Origin of the sequence: Neptunitalea chrysea (assembly GCF_027924145.1) — a bacterium.
In the GTDB taxonomy this organism is placed as follows: Bacteria; Bacteroidota; Bacteroidia; order Flavobacteriales; family Flavobacteriaceae; genus Neptunitalea; species Neptunitalea chrysea.
In genome coordinates, this window is the sequence record NZ_BRVP01000004.1 from 213,957 (window position 1) to 233,606 (window position 19,650).

The 19,650-nt window shown below is 34.9% G+C and carries 13 protein-coding genes and 3 tRNA genes; 10 read left to right on the top strand and 6 right to left on the bottom strand.

All coding sequences use genetic code 11. The features are described from left to right. Positions 1–3: 3 nt before the first annotated feature. A complete protein-coding gene (locus NBRC110019_RS04275; protein ID WP_281752761.1) occupies positions 4–1,491 on the bottom strand; it encodes an aminotransferase class V-fold PLP-dependent enzyme in 1,488 nt (495 codons plus the stop codon). Between the two features lie 171 nt (positions 1,492–1,662). Here NBRC110019_RS04275 and NBRC110019_RS04280 point away from each other — a divergent pair, with 171 nt between their 5' ends. Beyond that, entirely contained in the window at positions 1,663–2,112 is a 450-nt protein-coding gene (locus NBRC110019_RS04280) for a VOC family protein (protein WP_281752734.1), read from the top strand. A gap of 86 nt (positions 2,113–2,198) precedes the next feature. Here the strand turns inward: NBRC110019_RS04280 and deoC are convergent, their stop codons facing one another. Beyond that, complete coding sequence (gene deoC, locus NBRC110019_RS04285; RefSeq protein WP_281752736.1) at positions 2,199–2,861, bottom strand: deoxyribose-phosphate aldolase; 663 nt, start codon at positions 2,859–2,861, stop codon at positions 2,199–2,201. A gap of 223 nt (positions 2,862–3,084) precedes the next feature. Between deoC and NBRC110019_RS04290 the strand changes: the two genes are divergently transcribed. Continuing rightward, entirely contained in the window at positions 3,085–4,062 is a 978-nt protein-coding gene (locus NBRC110019_RS04290) for a bile acid:sodium symporter family protein (protein WP_281752738.1), read from the top strand. A gap of 36 nt (positions 4,063–4,098) precedes the next feature. Here NBRC110019_RS04290 and NBRC110019_RS04295 read toward each other — a convergent pair whose 3' ends face one another. After that, positions 4,099–5,637, bottom strand: coding sequence for a SulP family inorganic anion transporter (locus NBRC110019_RS04295; protein WP_281752740.1), 1,539 nt, complete (start codon positions 5,635–5,637; stop codon positions 4,099–4,101). A gap of 174 nt (positions 5,638–5,811) precedes the next feature. On the opposite strand from NBRC110019_RS04295, the gene NBRC110019_RS04300 reads away from it, so the two are divergent. Continuing rightward, positions 5,812–6,258, top strand: a complete 447-nt coding sequence (locus tag NBRC110019_RS04300) for a hypothetical protein (protein WP_281752743.1) — start codon at positions 5,812–5,814, stop codon at positions 6,256–6,258. A gap of 347 nt (positions 6,259–6,605) precedes the next feature. On the opposite strand, the gene NBRC110019_RS04305 is transcribed toward NBRC110019_RS04300, so the two are convergent. Beyond that, positions 6,606–9,158, bottom strand: coding sequence for an ATP-dependent Clp protease ATP-binding subunit (locus NBRC110019_RS04305; protein ID WP_281752745.1), 2,553 nt, complete (start codon positions 9,156–9,158; stop codon positions 6,606–6,608). Positions 9,159–9,416: 258 nt separating this feature from the next. On the opposite strand from NBRC110019_RS04305, the gene gyrA reads away from it, so the two are divergent. Together gyrA and NBRC110019_RS04315 are read left to right on the top strand one after the other, a co-directional pair. Further along, the gene (gyrA, locus tag NBRC110019_RS04310; protein WP_281752747.1) at positions 9,417–11,942 is read left to right on the top strand and encodes a DNA gyrase subunit A; all 2,526 of its coding nucleotides are present in this window, start codon (positions 9,417–9,419) and stop codon (positions 11,940–11,942) included. A 28-nt stretch (positions 11,943–11,970) separates the two neighbouring features. Then, positions 11,971–13,242 (top strand): tetratricopeptide repeat protein, encoded by a 1,272-nt coding sequence (locus NBRC110019_RS04315; RefSeq protein ID WP_281752750.1) that lies wholly within the window; start codon positions 11,971–11,973, stop codon positions 13,240–13,242. Between the two features lie 54 nt (positions 13,243–13,296). Here NBRC110019_RS04315 and NBRC110019_RS04320 read toward each other — a convergent pair whose 3' ends face one another. Further along, positions 13,297–14,043: a C40 family peptidase gene (locus NBRC110019_RS04320; protein WP_281752751.1), complete on the bottom strand. Its 747-nt coding sequence runs from the start codon at positions 14,041–14,043 to the stop codon at positions 13,297–13,299. Positions 14,044–14,133: 90 nt separating this feature from the next. Beyond that, positions 14,134–15,312: an acetyl-CoA C-acyltransferase gene (locus tag NBRC110019_RS04325; protein ID WP_281752753.1), complete on the bottom strand. Its 1,179-nt coding sequence runs from the start codon at positions 15,310–15,312 to the stop codon at positions 14,134–14,136. A 126-nt stretch (positions 15,313–15,438) separates the two neighbouring features. Between NBRC110019_RS04325 and NBRC110019_RS04330 the strand changes: the two genes are divergently transcribed. The 5 genes from NBRC110019_RS04330 (at position 15,439) to NBRC110019_RS04350 (ending at position 19,646) form a co-directional block, all read left to right on the top strand. After that, positions 15,439–17,481, top strand: a complete 2,043-nt coding sequence (locus tag NBRC110019_RS04330; RefSeq protein ID WP_281752755.1) for an HD family phosphohydrolase — start codon at positions 15,439–15,441, stop codon at positions 17,479–17,481. A 192-nt stretch (positions 17,482–17,673) separates the two neighbouring features. After that, a tRNA-Ser gene (locus tag NBRC110019_RS04335) sits at positions 17,674–17,757 on the top strand. Between the two features lie 32 nt (positions 17,758–17,789). Beyond that, a tRNA-Pro gene (locus tag NBRC110019_RS04340) sits at positions 17,790–17,864 on the top strand. A 15-nt stretch (positions 17,865–17,879) separates the two neighbouring features. Continuing rightward, positions 17,880–17,953, top strand: a tRNA-Arg gene (locus NBRC110019_RS04345). Positions 17,954–18,419: 466 nt separating this feature from the next. Then, on the top strand, positions 18,420–19,646 hold the full coding sequence (locus tag NBRC110019_RS04350) for a site-specific integrase (protein ID WP_281752757.1): 1,227 nt from the start codon (positions 18,420–18,422) through the stop codon (positions 19,644–19,646). The last annotated feature ends 4 nt before the right edge of the window (positions 19,647–19,650 follow it).

A 19,650-nucleotide genomic window follows, 5' to 3' on the forward strand; every position in this document is an offset into this window, starting at 1 on the left:
GTTTTAAAACTTAAACCAGCTTTGTACTTCTTCGGTAATGTTGTTTTTGTACAACTTATGAGTGAATTCATTTTTTGATTTATCATAGTCGTAATCTAGAGCCCATTCTTTATGGTTTTCAGCAAGGTCTTTAATGCATTGACAAATGTATTTTATTTCATTGCAAGAAAGTGTTGGGTGAATAGAAAGTCTAATCCATCCCGGTTTTTTAATAAGATCTCCTAGGGCAATTTCCTGCACTAGCATATTCGAGGTTTCTTTATCTACATGTAGTAAATAATGTCCGTAGGTACCGGCGCAACTACAACCACCTCTGGTTTGTATACCAAATCGATCGTTTAATAATTTAACCCCTAGGTTATAATGTAAATCATCTATATAAAAAGAAATTACTCCTAATCTGTCGGTATGTTCAGGAGCTAATAAATGAACCGATGGTATTTTGTTTACCGTATTAAATATTTGTTCAAGAATTTCGTGTTCTCTAGCTATAATATTTTCAACACCCATTTCGTCTTTTAACTGAATGGCGAGTGCTGTACGAATGGTTTGTAAAAAACCAGGAGTACCACCATCTTCTCTTCCTTCAATATCGGCAATGTACTTATGCTCTCCCCAAGGGTTCGTCCAGCTTACTGTTCCCCCACCCGGACAATCAGGAATCATGTTTTTATATAGCTTATTGTTGAATATAAGAACTCCTGAGGTTCCTGGTCCTCCAAGAAATTTATGAGGAGAAAAGAACACAGCATCTAAATATGCCTCTTCGTCTGTGGGGTGCATATCAATAGCAACATAAGGAGCTGAGCAGGCAAAATCAACAAAACAAACTCCTCCATGAGCATGCATTAATTTTGCAATGTCGTGGTAAGGAGTATCTAATCCCGTAACATTACTACAAGCGGTAATGGAAGCAATTTTAATAGTTTTATGATCGTATTTTTCTAATAGTGTTTGTAATTCTTCTATTGAAAATCTACCATCTTTTCCTGGAGGTACAACTTCTACCTTAGCAATAGTTTCTAGCCAAGACGTTTGGTTAGAGTGGTGCTCCATATGACTTACAAAAACTACAGGTCTTATCTCTTCTGGTACTTGCGTATGTTTCGATAAGTTTTCAGGTAGTTTTAATCCAAGTATACGTTGAAACTTATTGATAACTCCAGTCATACCGTTACCATCAATTATCAGTACATCATTAGCATTACTGTTTACATGTTTTTTGATAATGTTTCTGGCTTCATGGTATGCCATGGTCATGGCAGTACCTGTATAGGTAGTTTCGGTATGTGTGTTCGCAACATAGGGACCAAAAACTTCTTGCATCTTCTTTTCTATAGGCCCATATAGCCTTCCACTAGCCGTCCAGTCTGCATATACCACCTGTTGTTTTCCATACGGAGAATCAAATGTTTGGTTAATACCAATAATATGCTCTCTGAATTTCAGAAAATATTTTTCAAGAGAAGTTCTCGACTCTGTTACTACCATCATACCTATCATTTTTTACAAAAGTATCAAATTAGATATAAAGTTGGTTTTACATAAGGAATATTTTAAAAAAATGAATCTAAAGTGTTGGAAATTAACAGTAAAAAGGGAGGGGGATTATTTGAAAATTCTTAATTTTAGGAAAAACACATTTCTAAATTAAAATTTGCTATGGCTACTACAAATGTTTATTTAACGTTTAATGGTAATTGCGAAGAAGCTTTTTTGTTTTATAAGGCTGTTTTCGATAGAGAGTTTACTTATATAGGAAGGTTTAAAGATATACCTTCGAATGATGAATGTGAAGTTGATGCTGCTGAGGCTGAAAAAATAATGCATGTTTGTTTGCCTATAAGTACAGAAACCATGTTAATGGGAAGCGATACTACGGAAAAAATGGGGTGGGTTGATTTTGGTGATAATTTTGCAATTTCTATAAACACGGATTCTAGGGAAGAAGCAGATCATTTTTTCATAGAGCTATCAAAAGAAGGGGTTATTAAAATGCCACTTCAAAAGACATTTTGGGGAGCGCATTTTGGTCAGTTTAAAGATAAGTTCGGGATTAACTGGATGATTAATTTTGATGAACCCGAAACTATTACAATGCCTTTGGAGTAGAGAACGTAAATAATTTTTTATTTGTTTAAATTGTTTAGAAAGCTCCATTTGAATTGGTATATTCTAATGGAGCTCTCGTTATATTTTTAATATCCTTCACCAGTAGTTAACCCCTCAATAATAGCAATACCATTAGAAGTTCCAAGCCTTTCAACCCCAGCATCAATGTACATTTTAGCGGTTTCAAAATCTCTAACACCACCACTTGCTTTTAACTTAGCTTTATCTGTTACACTGTTTTTCATTATCGTTATATCTTCTATAGTAGCACCACCAGTACCAAAACCTGTAGATGTTTTTACAAAATCAGCATTTGCTTCAACAGATAGTTCAGAGACTAGTTTTTTTTCTTCATCTGTAAGATAACAAGTTTCTATAATCACTTTTAAAACATGGCTACCTATAGCTTCTTTTATAGCTTTAATTTCTTGCATTACGTAGCTTGCATTGCCAGCTTTTAATTGACCTACATTTATCACCATGTCAATTTCTTCCGCACCATCTGCAATGGCAGTTTTAGCTTCAAAAACTTTAGCTTCTGTGCTCATGGCACCTAACGGGAATCCAATAACACTACAAACTTTAGTTTCACTGTCTTTTACATATGAGTATGCTTCTTTTACATAGCAGCTATTTACACAAACAGAAAAAAAATTATATTTCAGCGCTTCGTTACATAGCTTTTTTATGTCGGTAGGGGTAGCAACAGCTTTTAAAAGAGTGTGATCTATATATCTTGCAATATTCATATTTTTTTATTTCTTATTTCTTGTACAAATATACTTTATCTAATAGTTTTAGGAGTAATTTAATGGTTGGCTACTCTAAATAAATGTATTTTTACTTAATAATTGAGATTAAATGCTCTGAGACTTGTCTCGAAATAGAAATGCAATGCTTACTAAATGATTTGTAAGCTTGCCCCGAAGTAGTTTACTTGATAATAGAATTTTAATTTTTGATAAAAAAGGTATGAGAATTAAGAGAGTACAGGTAAATGGTTTTATTGTATCGCTTTTAACAGCAATTATTATTGCGTACTTTTTTCCAGAGGGATCGGAGTTGTTACATGTTCATGAGATTACCAATATAGGTATTGGCTTTATCTTTTTTTTCTATGGGCTAAAACTTTCTTTTAAAGAAGTAAAACAAGGATTGTCAAATTATAGATTACACATTTTAGTACAGTGCAGTACCTTTATTTTATTTCCACTAATTGTTTTAGCATGTAAGCCGCTATTAGAATCTGGTATAGGTAATATGCTATGGATTGGTTTGTTTTTTCTTGCCGTTTTGCCATCGTCTGTATCGTCTTCGGTAGTAATGGTTTCTTTAGCGAGAGGTAATGTGCCTGGTGCTATTTTTAATGCTACAATTTCTGGTTTAATAGGAGTGGTAGTAACGCCAGTATGGTTAGGTATGGTAGTGCAAGAAGTAGGAAATGTATCTTTTTTAGATGTGTTTGTAAAGCTGTTGATACAAATTATAATTCCAATAACTTTAGGCCTTTTTCTGAACAAGAAGTTTGGTGGTATTGCAGCTAAAAGAAAAAATTGGATTAGTAATTTTGATAAGACAATTATTGTTTTAATTGTATATTCTAGTTTTAGTAATTCCTTTATTTCTCATTTATTCAGAGATATGGAATGGACACATTTTGTGTTTTTGTATGTGGCTGTATTAGTTTTATTTTTCGGAGTAATGTTTATTGTCTATATGCTTGCTAAAAAGGTTCTAAAATTTACGGTAGAAGATAGAATAACAGCTTTATTTTGCGGTTCTAAGAAGTCTCTAGTGCATGGCTCTGTTATGGTAAATGTAATGTTTGGGGCAACACCGCAAGGTAGTTTATTTATTATACCAGTAATGCTTTATCATATTTCTCAAATATTAATTATTGCTGTTATAGCTGAAAAAATGGCCAAACGAAAAGAAATAGCAATTGGATAGAATTAAAAAAGCACCCTAGAAGGATGCTTTTTTAATTTATAGTTCGTTAGTCATTACTTTGTAGTTAGGATCTTCTAGAATATTAACATCCACTATTTTGTCAGCATTTTTTAAGAGCTTAATACAATCTTGACTTAAATGTTTTAAATGGATTTTTTTACCTGCTTTTTGATATTTTTCGGTTAACGTATTGAGAGCTTCAATAGCAGACATATCGGCAACTCTACTTTCAGAGAAATCGATGATTACTTCTTTCGGATCGCCTTTAATATCAAATTTTTGATTAAAGGCTGTTGTTGAACCGAAAAATAGAGGTCCGTATATCTCATAGTGCTTAATACCGTTATCATCAATGTATTTTCGGGCTCTAATGCGTTTTGCATTTTCCCAAGCAAATGCTAATGCTGAAATAATAATTCCTATTAATACCGCTAATGCTAGGTTGTGCATAAATACAGTTACTGCCATTACAATAAGCATAACAATAACATCTGTTAACGGCATTTTACCAAATACTTTTAAACTGGTCCACTCAAAAGTACCAATAGCTACCATAAACATAACTCCTGTTAAAGCTGCAATAGGTAATAATTCAATTACAGGTCCTCCAACGATTATAATTATTAAAATAGTTAAAGATGCTACAATACCTGATAAACGAGCTCTTGATCCGGCAGATAAATTTACTAGTGTTTGCGCAATCATGGGGCATCCCCCCATTCCAAAAAAGAAACCATTCGCAATGTTAGCGGTTCCTTGCGCTACACATTCTTTATTGCTTCGTCCTCTGGTTCCGGTTATCTCATCTACTAAGTTTAGTGTTAAAAGGCCTTCGGTTAATCCTACCATTGCCATAATTAATCCATAAGGAATAATAATTTGTAAAGCTTTTAATGTAAATGGGATTTGAGGAATATGAAAAGGAGGCAAAGAGCCACTAATAGAAGCTTTGTCTCTTATTTGTTCGGTATCTATTTGAAAGAAGTATACAATAGCAAAAACCACAATAATGGCAACCAAAGAGGAGGGTACTGCTTTGGTTATTTTAGGTAGAATTAATATAATAGCTATGGTTAGAGCAACTAAGCCTGCCATTATTAGAAGTGGAGTGCCGCTTAACCAAGTAGTAACATCGTTGGATTCTACTTGAAATGGTTTTAACTGAGACATAAAAATGATAATAGCCAACCCATTTACAAATCCGTACATAACCGATTGGGGTACCAAACGAATGAATTTACCTAGTTTGAATAGACCTACAGCGATTTGTATAATACCTGCAACTATAATAGCTCCAAAAACATATTCAAGACCATTAGATTTCATTAGTGCAATAAGAACCACTACTGTAGCACCTGCACCACCAGATATTAATCCTGGGCGACCTCCAAGGATGGAAGTAATTAATCCCATGATAAATGCACCGTATAAACCAACTAAAGGAGGAAAGCCTGCGAGTAAGGCAAACGATAACGATTCTGGTATCATGGTCATAGCCACGGTTAAGCCGGCTAAAATTTCTGTTTTATAATTAACCTTTTGTTTAAGGTCGAATAAGTTTAAAAGTTGCTTCATAATTATATGAAATGGGGTTTTTGGTATAAAGGTGGCAAAAATACTATCTTGATTTAGAACTTGTTGGGTGAGTCTTATTTTTTTTACAATTTTTATGAAATACCCATTATACACGCAACTGTTTTTAAAAAATCATATCTAGTAGATAGAATGTTTAACGAAAAGAGCCTTAAAATGAAATCAATTACAACTCTAAGTATTATCGCGTTACTATTTTGTATCTGTTTGTTATCGTGTTCTGAAGACGATGCAAATACGGGAAATGTTAATCCCTGTAGCGAGAATTCTGTTTTAGTAAGTCCTACAGATTATTCAGCAACTCCATCTTATCAATCTTCTGTGGTCTCCGCAATTATAGATGGAGATTGTTTAACAGTTATGGTGTCCTCTTCAGGTTGCGATGGAAGTACATGGGAAGCTAGTTTTTTTGCTGCGAATCCGCAAACGTCTAATGGGCAAGTTACTTATGATTCAAGAGTAGATATAATTAATTTAGAGATATGTTTAGCATTGCCGAGTGTTGAGTTTGTTTTTGATTTAACCAATCTTCAGGTTGCAGGAAGTAATAGTGTAACACTCTCTATAGATGGATTAAATTCAGATTTGCTATATACCTACTAATTTTAAAGGTATTTACAAACTGTTTTTCGATTCAAATTATCTAGCCTTTATTATGTAAAGTAAGATTGGTGTATCTTGCAAGAGAGTCACCTAGAGGAGGAAACTACATGCCAACGGCAAAAAGGAGGCCTGACAAAAGAATCTCTTTCTTGTTTGTTATGGTAATTACAGTAGACACATTCTTGGTGAAACCTTTAGAGATAGTGTTCTTTATGTTATAGGGGTATTTGATTTGTAGAAATAAAGCCCCCGAAGATTTAATCTTCGGGGGCTACTTATTATTTAAACAATATTACTCTATAATCGAGATTACATACTTTGAGGAATTGCCTCAAAATAGATTATAATTAAGAAGATTTTTCAGCCTTCGTTATAGTGATGTTTAATTCATCTTCGCCATCTTCAAGATCCATTAGAATTTTATCTCCCTCGTCAAGTTTAGCAGAAACAATTTCTTCGGCTAAGGCATCTTCAATATATTTCTGAATGGCTCTTTTAAGAGGTCGCGCACCATATTGTCTGTCAAATCCTTTTTCAGCAATATGGTTTTTCGCTTTTTCGGTTAAAGTTAGTTCATAACCTAAATCTTTAATTCTTAACAATAGTTTTTCAAGTTCTATATCAATAATTTTAAAGATATCTTCTTTTTCTAAAGCGTTGAATACAATAACATCATCAATTCTGTTTAAGAACTCAGGAGCAAAAGCCTTTTTCAAAGCATTTTCAATAACACTTTTCTGGTGTTGGTCTGCTTGTGATACTTTTGCAGAGGTTCCAAAACCAACTCCCTGACCAAAATCTTTAAGCTGACGAGCTCCAATATTAGAAGTCATAATGATAATAGTGTTTCTAAAATCAATTTTTCTACCAAGACTATCTGTTAAAAATCCATCATCTAACACTTGTAGCATCATGTTAAAGATGTCAGGGTGTGCTTTTTCAACCTCGTCTAATAGTACAACAGAATATGGTTTTCTTCTAATTTTTTCAGTTAACTGTCCACCTTCTTCATATCCAACATATCCCGGAGGTGCCCCTACTAATCTAGAGATGGCGAATTTCTCCATATATTCACTCATATCAATACGTACCAGAGCATCTTCAGAATCAAATAATTCTTTGGCTAAAATTTTAGCCAGTTGAGTTTTACCAACCCCAGTTTGACCTAAGAATATGAAGGAGCCAATTGGTTTGTTCGGATCTTTTAATCCGGCTCTGTTACGTTGAATCGCTTTGGCTACTTTATTAACAGCTTCATCTTGCCCAATAACTTTACCTCTAATGTGTTCGGGTAACTTCGCTAATTTGTTAATTTCTTTTTGGGCAATTCTGTTTACAGGAATACCGCTCATCATAGAAACAACATCCGCTACATTGTCTTCGTTTACAGTTTCTTTATGAAGTTTAGATTCTTCTTCCCATTTTTCTTGAGCAATTAACAGTTCCTTTTCAATACGTTTCTCATCGTCTCTAAGCTTTGCTGCCTCTTCGTATTTCTGTTTCTTAACAACGGAGTTTTTAAGTTCTTTAACCTCTTCTAATTGTTTTTCAAGGTCTATAATTTGTTTAGGAACATCCATGTTTGTGATGTGTACTCTAGAACCTGCTTCATCTAAAGCATCAATAGCCTTGTCTGGTAAAAAACGATCGGTTATATATCTGTTTGTTAATTTTACACAAGCCTCAATTGCTTCGTCAGTGTACTTTACATTATGGTGCTCTTCATATTTTTCCTTAATGTTATGAAGAATCTGAATGGTTTCATCTACTGTTGTAGGTTCTACAATTACTTTTTGGAAACGTCTTTCTAAAGCTCCGTCTTTCTCAATGTATTGACGATATTCGTCTAGAGTGGTAGCTCCAATACATTGAATTTCACCTCTTGCCAATGCAGGCTTAAACATGTTAGAAGCGTCTAAACTACCTGTAGCACCACCAGCACCTACAATGGTGTGAATTTCATCTATAAACAAAATAAGATCGTCATTCTTTTCAAGCTCATTCATTACGGCTTTCATACGCTCTTCAAATTGTCCTCTGTATTTTGTACCAGCTACTAAGGAAGCTAGGTCAAGCGTAACTACGCGTTTATTATAAAGTATTCTCGATACTTTCTTTTTAATAATACGCAAAGCCAAACCTTCAGCAATGGCGCTTTTACCAACTCCTGGTTCTCCAATAAGAAGCGGGTTGTTTTTCTTTCTTCTACTTAAAATTTGAGAAACACGCTCAATTTCTTTTTCTCTACCTACAACAGGGTCAAGTTTACCTTCTTCGGCAAGTTGCGTTAAGTCTCTACCAAAATTATCTAAAACAGGAGTTTTAGATTTTTTGTTGGATTTAGAAGAGCTGCCAGAGGCACCCCCACCAAATGGGCCATCTTTCGAAAGGTCATCTGAATTCCCTGCATCATCAGAAAATGATTCAGCAGAAGGAGATTCTATATAATCATCGTCACTTGTTATCATAAGTTTAAATTGTTCTTTAACATTGTCATAATCTACCCTCAACTTGTTTAATAACTTTGTTGTAGGGTCGTTCTCGTTTCTTAAAATACAAAGTAGCAGGTGTGCTGTATTAATAGAAGAGCTCTGAAAAAGCTTAGCTTCTAAAAATGTTGTTTTCAGTGCACGTTCAGCCTGTCTTGTTAAATGTAAGTTTTGTTTGTTTTGCGATTGCGCGTATTCTGGATTGGTCGGACTTAGAATTTCAACTTTTCGTCTTAATAACTCTAAATCTATATCTAGTGCATGCAAAATGCTAATAGCTTTTCCATTGCCATCTCTTAACAACCCCAACATTAGATGCTCCGTACCAATAAAGTCATGACCTAATCGTAAGGCTTCTTCCTTACTATATGCAATCACATCTTTTACTCTTGGTGAAAAATTATCATCCATAAATTACTCCTTTCAATTATAAAATTTCAAAAATTTTAATATACCAATGGCAATAATTATACCCTAAATTGTCTTCTACTTGCTAAGTGACGAAAAATAATAGACAAAAACAATATTTGTAAGTGTGTTTTTTTAACCTTTATAATAGTTTTAACTGTTAATAAAATTGGGAAAAAAAGGATTTTTGTCTCTTAATACCCTATTTAAATTATGTATATTAGCGAGGTTAATAAATTAGCGTTTAATTAAATTTTTGATATGGCAGAAGGGGAAAAACTGATTCCTATTAATATTGAAGATGAAATGAAATCGGCGTACATTGATTACTCAATGTCGGTGATTGTTTCCAGAGCTTTACCAGACGTAAGAGACGGTCTAAAGCCAGTTCATAGAAGGGTTTTATTCGGAATGTATGAATTAGGAGTACTAAGTAACAGAGCCCATAAAAAATCAGCAAGAATAGTAGGAGAAGTTTTAGGTAAATATCACCCTCATGGTGATAGTTCGGTATACGATGCTATGGTACGTATGGCGCAAGAATGGAGCTTACGCTATATGTTGGTAGATGGTCAAGGGAACTTCGGATCTGTAGATGGTGATAGTCCGGCAGCAATGCGTTATACGGAAGCACGTATGCGAAAAATTGCTGAAGACATGTTGGCAGATATTGACAAAGAGACAGTTGACCAACAATTAAACTTTGACGACACCTTAAAAGAACCAATAGTTTTACCAACTAGAGTTCCTAACTTATTAGTGAATGGAGCGTCTGGTATTGCGGTAGGTATGGCTACTAATATGCCTCCTCATAACTTAAGTGAGGTAGTAGATGGGACTATTGCGTATATAGAGAACAATGATATTGAAATAGATGAGCTAATTCAGTATGTTAAAGCGCCTGATTTTCCAACGGGTGGTACTATTTATGGGTACGATGGTGTTAGAGAGGCTTTTAAAACCGGTAGGGGTAGAGTAGTGATACGTGCAAAAGCTAACTTTGAAGAAGTTCATGGTAAAGAATGTATAGTAGTTACGGAAATACCATATCAGGTGAATAAAGCGGATATGATTAAGAAAACGGCCGATCTTGTTAATGATAAGAGGATTGAAGGTATTTCTACAATCCGTGATGAGTCTGACCGTAAAGGGATGCGTATTGTATACGTGTTAAAGCGTGACGCTATTCCTAATATTGTTTTAAATTTACTTTATAAGTATACTGCATTACAGTCGTCATTTAGTGTTAATAACATTGCTTTAGTTAAGGGTAGACCACTTACATTGAATCTAAAAGATATGATTCATTATTTTGTGGAACACAGACATGAGGTAGTTGTTAGAAGAACTGAATACGAGCTACGTAAAGCAGAAGAAAGAGCTCATATTTTAGAAGGACTTATTATCGCATCTGATAATATAGATGAAGTTATTGCTATTATTCGAGGTTCTCAAAGTCCTGACGAAGCACGTTCTAAACTAATAGAGCGTTTTAGTCTGTCTCAAATTCAGGCACGTGCTATTGTAGAAATGAGACTTCGTCAGTTAACGGGGCTTGAACAAGATAAACTTCGTAATGAATATGATGAAATCATGAAGTTTATTGAAGAGTGTAAAGATATTTTAGCGCGTAAAGAGCGTAGGATGGATATCATTAAAACAGAACTTCTTGAGGTAAAAGATAAGTACGGAGACGAAAGAAGATCTGTTATAGAGTATGCGGGAGGTGACTTTAGTATGGAGGATATGATTGCCGATGAACAAGTGGTAATTACTATTTCGCATGCGGGTTATATTAAGCGTACACCACTTTCTGAATACAAAACTCAAAACCGTGGCGGTGTAGGGCAAAAAGCGTCTACCACACGTAATGAGGATTTCCTTGAATATTTATTTGTTGGTACCAATCACCAGTACATGCTGTTCTTTACACAAAAAGGAAAATGTTTCTGGATGCGTGTATTTGAAATACCTGAAGGTAGTAAAACATCAAAGGGTAGAGCAATACAAAACCTTATTAATATAGAAATGGATGATAAGGTAAAAGCATTTATTTGTACTCAGGATCTTAAGGACGAAGAATATATTAATAGTCATTATGTAATGATGGCTACTAAAAAAGGAGTTGTTAAGAAAACTTCTTTAGAGGCGTATTCAAGACCTAGACAAAATGGTATTAACGCCATTACAGTTAGAGAAGGGGATGAGTTGCTAGAGGCTAAATTAACTACTGGTAACAGTCAGGTAATGTTAGCGGTGAAATCAGGTAAAGCAATTCGTTTTGAGGAAAGTAAAACTCGACCTATGGGTAGAAGTGCTTCTGGGGTAAGAGGAATTACTTTGGCAGATGATGCTGATGAAGTGGTAGGAATGATTGCTATTGAAAACTCTCAGGAAGAAACTGTATTAGTAGTTTCTGAGAATGGGTATGGTAAACGTACATATATAGATGATCCAGAAGATGGGGAGCCTGTATATCGTGTAACCAACCGTGGAGGTAAAGGGGTTAAAACCATTTCTATTACTGAAAAAACAGGACAGTTAGTAGCTATTAAGAGCGTTACAGATAATGACGATTTAATGATTATTAATAAATCGGGTATTGCTATTCGTCTTGGGTTAGAGAATCTTCGTATTATGGGAAGAGCTACTCAAGGGGTTAAATTAATTAATATAAAAGGAAATGACTCTATAGCTGCTGTGGCTAAAGTAATGAAAGAGGAAGAAGGTGAAGAAGATATCACCGATGGAGTAGATGAAATTGAAAACGGAACAGATATTGATTAAACTAACGTAAATATAAATAGAAATTAAAATGAGAAATAAGCTAATAATGGGAGCTTTACTTTCATCAAGTATGCTTTCATTTGGTCAAAAAGACGAAATAAAAAGCGCAGAAAAAGCCTTGAAAAGTAATGATTATGAGGCGGCACTTTCTACTTTATCTTCTGTAGATGGAAATTCTGCTGATGCAAAATTAAAAGGTAAGTACTATTTTTATCTTGGGAAGTCTAACATGATGTTAGGTGCGCCTAATAAAGAAAGTATCAAAGTTGATTATGTGAAAAGCGGAATGGAAGCTTTTGATAAATTAGTTGCTTTTGAAAAAGAAAATAAGGCTAAGTATACTGACGAGGCTTTGGCTTTAAAGAGTGCAGTAGCTGATACTGTTAAAAACGCTGCTTTTGCTAGTAACGAAAAAAAAGAATTTGATGTTGCTTCAAAAGAATTTGAATTAGTATATAGATTAAAGCCTATAGATACGGCTAGTTACAGTAATGCTGCTATTACTGCAGGTATTGCTAAAGATTATGATAGGGCGATTAAAATTTACAACGATCTTTTAGAGATTGGGTATGATGGATCTACAGTGCAGTATTTTGCAACTGATGTAGCAACAAACGATGTTACTCCTTTTACAGATAAAAAAACAAGAGATTTATATGTAAAGAGTGGGGCTTATAAAGACCCTGAAGATAAGAAAACGCCTTCTCAAAGACCTGAGATAATTAAAAGATTGGCTTTGATTTATGTAGAGCAAGGAGAAAATGATAAAGCAATTGCTGCATTTGACCAAGCTATTGCAAATGAGCCAGATAATGTTGACTTAATTATGAGTCAAGCGTTTGTTTACTACGAAATGGGAGATAACGCTAAGTTTAAGGAGTTGATGCAAAGAGCTTCTGAAATGGCACCTGATAATGCTGAAATTCAATTTAACATTGGAGTAGCTAGTGGTAAACTAAAAGACTATGAAGGTGCTAAAGCTGCCTATAAGAGAGCGCTTGAGATTAAGCCTACTTATAAAGATGCTGCTACAAACTTATCTACTACTTACCTAGATGAAGGAAATGGAGTTATTGAAAAAATGAATGCTTTAGGTAATACGAAAGAAGATAATGAGAAATTTGAGGTGTATGCTAAGCAAAAAGAAGAGTTATACTATAATGCTGCAAATGTGTTAGAAGCGTATCTTAAGGAAACTGGAACTACAGACCCTAAGTTACTTGACTTCTTAAAGCAAATTTATGGAGCAGTTAGTGATACTGAAAACTTCAAAAGAATTAAAGATATGTTAGGAGAGTAATTTACTCACTAACTATTAATATACTAAAAACCCTCTTTTAAAGAGGGTTTTTTATTATATAATCTTTTTAATAACACGTAGTTGATGCGTGTGTTTCCGTAAATCTACGTTGAAGATGCCAGAATGATCTATACGGTCTATTCTAACCTTACCATGAGAGTGTATAATGTAGTTGTCTTGCATCATGACACCAACATGAATAATTTGTCCTTCTTCGTTATCAAAAAAGGCAAGATCACCTGGTTCGCTTTCTTCAATAAAACTTAAAGGTTCTCCTTGTGTAGCTTGTTGGGATGCGTCTCTAAGTAATTGATATCCGTTTAGTTTATACACCATTTGGGTGAAGCCCGAGCAATCAATACCAAAAGGTGTTTTACCACCCCATAAATATGGTGTATTTAAGTATTTAAAAGAGGTGTTTACAATTTGCTCTTTAGGTTGAACACCTGATATAAAAGCCCCATCATAAGATGCATTTAATATATTTGAGTTGCTTACTACGGCGCCTAGAGGGATATGTGCAAGCTGATTGTTGGTTTCTATAAATTCAATAATGTCAGACGAAAAAGCAGCAGTACTATTATCTATAGTTTTATATACTTCTTCTTCTATAAGTAGTAGTTGTTTGTTGTCAATCCAACCTTCATACGTATCGTATGCTACCCGAACTCGACTCCATTTTTTTCGTTGTTCAAGTATTTTAAAATGTTCGCCGTAAAGTATTTGCGAAACCATTTCGCTACTGTCTGATGGTTCTAATCGTAAAGGAACAATACTTAGGTTACAAATTCCGAATAGCATGTATTTAATTTAAATTTTTAACCCTTTTATGAGTTTATTACAAAGTGCTAATTAACTCATAAAAGGGTTTTTAACCAATATATTAAAAAGTTAATTTTTTTCTATAACAATTGCAGAAGCACCGCCACCACCATTACAAATTGCAGCAGCTCCAATTTTTGCATTATTTTGCTGCAATACGCTCAATAAAGTAATAATAATACGAACCCCTGAGCATCCTAGTGGGTGACCCAATGAAACTGCACCACCATTTACATTCACTTTTTCAGGGTCTAAATTTAATAATTTTGTATTTGCTAAACCAACAACTGAAAAAGCTTCGTTAAATTCAAAAAAGTCAACGTCTTCTATGGCTATATTGGCTTTGGCTAAAGCTTTTGGTAAAGCTTTAGCAGGAGCCGTAGTAAACCATTCTGGTTCGTGTGCAGCATCTGCGTATGCTTTAATGGTAGCCAATGGAGTTAAGTTTAATGCTTTCGCTTTTTCTTCACTCATTAATATTACCGCTCCCGCTCCATCATTAATGGTAGAAGCATTGGCAGCTGTTACGGTACCACCTTTTGTAAATGCAGGACGTAAGGAGGGGATTTTATCAAGCTTTACATTTTTAAATTCCTCATCTTCTGAAACAATAATAGGTTCACCTCTTCGTTGTGGAACTGCTACCGGAACTACCTCGTCTTTAAATTTGCCGGCTTCCCAAGCTTGTTGTGATCGGGTATAAGAGGTGATAGCAAAATTGTCCTGATCTTCTCTTGAGAAGTTGTATTCAACCGCGCAAGTATCTGCACAAACTCCCATCGCTTCATTATTGTAAGCGTCTAAAAGACCGTCTTTTTGCATACCGTCTATTAAACTGGTAGCACCAAATTTAACACCGTTTCTCATGTGTACGTAATGCGGTATCATGCTCATGTTTTCCATACCTCCGGCAACTACCACATCGGTATCGCCTAAGGCAATAGATTGAGCTGCTTGCATTACCGCTTTCATACCACTAGAGCATACTTTGTTAACCGTAGTACAAGGAACCGTATTTGGAATTCCGGCTAAGATAGCAGCCTGTCGTGCAGGTGCTTGTCCTTCTCCAGCTTGTACCACATTTCCCATAAGTACTTCGTCTACAAGAGTAGCATCTAAGTTAATTTTCTCTAACGCGCCTTTAATGGCAAATGCTCCTAACTGAGGAGCAGGGATACCCGACAAATTTCCCATAAAGCTTCCAATAGGAGTACGGGCTGCGGATACTATAACAACATTTTTTGTCATTTGTATAAAATCTTTTGTGTTTTGCGAATTTAATTAAATTATACAGAAATACATGGAGATATTCTGATTTTGATATGTGTGAGACTAAGTAATTTTAGTTATTTTTGAGATTCATAGCATAAGTTCATGAAGAAAATATCCGATCAATTATATAGAAATCAATCTTTAGTTTATAAGTTCTTTTTGTATGTGGCTACGGTAGTAGGTATTTTATATCTATTTCCTAAGGGAGGACAGTTTAAATATGAGTTTCAAAAAGGGAAACCATGGCAGTATGAAAACCTGTTGGCGCCATTTGATTTTCCCATACACAAATCTAACGATGAGATAGCTATAGAAAAAGATAAGGTTTTAAAAACCGTAAAACCCTATTATAATTACAATGCTTCTATACAGCCTATTGTAGAGGCAAAGATAGAAGAACAATTAGAAAATTATCTGTCTGATACCCTGCCAGCAGTGGTAAAATCTAAAATAGAATCGGTAGTAGCAAATGTATACAAGAAAGGAGTGGTGGTCTCTTTTGCTAAAGAAGATGCGGGTGTTATTAATTTAATAGAAGAAGGCAATAAGGTAAAAGAAGTAAAAACGACTTCGGTATTTAAATTAAGTCAGTTACACAATTTTGTTATTAAAACATTTGATAAGGAACCGTATGCAGATTATACAGATCATATCTACGAGTTGCTTATGGATGTTATGGAGCCTAATGTTAGTAAGAACGAAAACTTTACTAAAAAGGCCAAAGAAGAAGCCTTGAGTAAAATATCGTATACCCGTGGTACAGTGACTTCTGGAAAGCTTATTATTGTTAAGGGGGAAGTAGTAGAAGGAGAAAAATTCAATATTCTGAATTCATTGAAGAAAGAATATGAATCGCAATTGTGGAGCGAAAGTAACTATACCTGGATTGTAGTTGGCTATGTGTTATTAATTGCCCTTGTACTGCTTATGTTGTTATTGTTTTTAAATAAATACCGAAACGAAATTTACAACAACAACACCAAAGTTACCTTTATTTTTATGAACATCATGCTAATGGTGTTTCTTACTAGTTTTGCCATACAATACAATGTACTTTATATTTACATTGTACCATTGAGTATATTGCCTATTGTATTAAAAGCCTTTTTTGATGCCCGTACCGGACTTTTTGTGCACGTTCTAACGATATTGATTTTAGGCTTTTTAGTACCTAATAGCTTTGAGTATATTTTTATTCAGATTATGGCTGGTATTGTTACCATTCTTACTGTGTCTGAGCTCTATAAAAGAGCCAATTTATTTATTTCGGTAGGGCAAATTACGTTGGTGTATTTACTTTCTTATATTGCTTTTTATCTGATTAGTGAGGGAGCCTTTAGCTCGGAAGATTTATGGTGGATATTAGGCTTCTTTTTACTAAACGGATTGATTACAGTGGTTTCGGCCCAATCCCTTATTTATATTTATGAAAAGATTTTTGGCTTGGATTCTGATGTATCGCTATTAGAGTTATCCGATACCAATTCCAGATTGTTACGCGAGTTATCTGAAAAAGCTCCAGGGACCTTTCATCATAGTTTACAGGTGGCTAACTTGGCCGAGGCAGCGGCTATAGAAATTGGAGCTAATGCCATGTTAGTGAGGGTAGGAGCTTTGTACCATGATATAGGAAAAATGAATAACCCGACCTTCTTTACCGAAAACCAAAAAGGATCTATTAACCCACATGATGAGTTAGAACCTAAAGAGAGTGCCTCTATTATTATACACCATGTAATTGATGGTATTGCCTTGGCTAAAAAGAACAATCTCCCCGATAGAATTATAGATTTTATACGTACCCATCACGGCACCTCGTTGGTCTACTATTTTTACAAAAAGCAAATTGACTTGGAAGGCGAAGCTGTAAAAGAAGAAGATTTTAGATATAGAGGGGCTATACCGTTCTCTAAAGAGACAGCTATACTTATGATGTCAGATTCTGTAGAAGCGGCCTCAAAAAGCTTAAAAAACCCTACCTATGGCATTATAGATACTTTTGTAGAGAAGATTATTAATAAGCAGATGGATGAAGGACAATTTTTAAATGCCAACATTACGTTTAAAGAAATAGAACAGATAAAAAAGATACTCAAACAAAAGCTGGTAAACATTTATCATTTACGAGTAGAATACCCCGAATAGACGTATGTTTTCTATAGAATCATAAAAAGTGCTCTGATGAGTTTAATTATAATTTACTGTATTTCATTAAGATAGAAGGAGAGGTGAAAAAATAATTAAAAAAGTGTAAAGAATAGTTGCGTTCTATAATCTGAACCACTACATTTGCATCCGCAATTTGAGAATTGCGCAGTTCTTAATAGAATGGCCAAAGGAGAGGTGGCAGAGTGGTAATGCAGCAGCCTGCTAAGCTGTGACCGGGTTTCTGGTCCCCGGGTTCGAATCCCGGTCTCTCCGCTGAAGAGTTGATAACTCTTAAAAATTGTCGACGGGGTGTAGCGTAGCCCGGTCATCGCGCCTGCTTTGGGAGCAGGAGGTCGCAGGTTCGAATCCTGCCACCCCGACAAAAATGAAATACTGGTCGCGTAGCTCAGTTGGATAGAGCATCTGCCTTCTAAGCAGACGGTCACAGGTTCGAATCCTGTCGCGATCACTATAAGTAATTTAATTACAACTAAAAAGCCTGTAAACAATTGATTTACAGGCTTTTTTATTTTTACTACCTTCATTTGAAATCATTTAAAAGCAACTAAAATGAGTTCTTTTCGTCAATCATTTCGTTTTGGGATTAAAATGATTGACGATTACTTGAATATTTTATTCTAAGTTGTTGTAAGACAAAATTTTACACTTTTTAAAAATGATTGACGGTGAGAATAAAATGATTGACGATTTCCTGAATCCGTTTGGATTCGAATTCGGTATCCTTCTTTGTAAATGAATGTATGGATGTGTTAAAAAAAGAAGGTGTTGTCGGTGGTAAAAATAAAAACTGTAATTTAAGGCTTACTGTTGTGGGAAAACTCTTGAGAGTTTGTCATAACAAGCTTTTCTTTGAGGACTGCATATTGATTTGACTTTCGTTGGTAATGATTGTTTAATTTTTAAAAACGAAACGTATGCGTACTTCAGAAACCTTTGGAATTTTATTTTGGATTAACAGAGCGCGATCTACCGCTAAATCTGAAAATGTTATCTATGCCAGACTTACGGTCACAGGGCAAATCACCAATTTTAGTTTAAAAATAAAAGTAAAAACCCAACTTTGGGATGGGAAATTGCAACGCTCTAAGGGTAAAGATCTAGTAAGCCAAGATCTTAATGCTTTTTTAGATGAAACCTATGCTGAGTTATTTCAGCTTTACAATGAATTACGGCAAACGCCTACACCCGTCACTGGAGAATTGATCAAAGCACATTTTTTAGGAACGGTTAAGAAACAATATTCTTTGGAAGACATTATGGAATATCATACGGATGCCATGCAAGGAGTTCTGCATCCCCATACCTTGAGACACTACCAAACCAGTCAACGCTATATTCGAAAGTTTGTGCGGGAAAAACTCAATAGGGAGGATCTTTTTTTAAGTGAATTGAATTATTCCTTTATTGTACAGTTTGAAGCATTTTTAAGGTGTATGGTGAGTGAACAGAAACATATGAGGATAAGTAACAATACCATCATGAAACATCTGCAACGCTTACGAAAATTAGTCACCTTGGTGTTTCATTTGGAGTGGTTGGAGCGTGATCCGTTTATTAAGTATAAATGTAAAACAGAGAAGAAAGAGCGTGCATTTTTAACGCAAGAGGAATTGGAACGAATTGAAAACTTTACAACGCCTATCAAACGTTTAGAGACCGTTCGTGATTTTTTTGTGTTCAGTTGTTATACTGGGATCGCTTATGGAGACATGATGCGATTGCAGCAAAAGCATGTGGTCTTGGGGATTGATGATACGCCTTGGGTGTTTACGCAACGGCAAAAAACAAAAACACCTGTGAAAATACCGCTACTCCCCAAAGCCTTGGAGTTGATTCAAAAATACAGTGGTAGTGAGGTGGGAGTATATAAAGAAGCGTTGTTATTTCCAAAAATGTCCAATCAAAATCTAAATGCCTATTTAAAAGAGATTGCTGACTTAACAGAAATTCATAAGCCTTTGACTTTTCATATCGCGCGGCATACCTTTGCCACTACGGTAACATTGGCTAATGGGGTACCTATTGAAACCGTTTCTAAATTATTGGGACATACAAAGTTGACTACGACACAAGTGTATGCGCGCGTATTGGAAGAGAAATTGGGAGTGGATATGAAAATGCTAAAGCACAAACTATTATAATGTC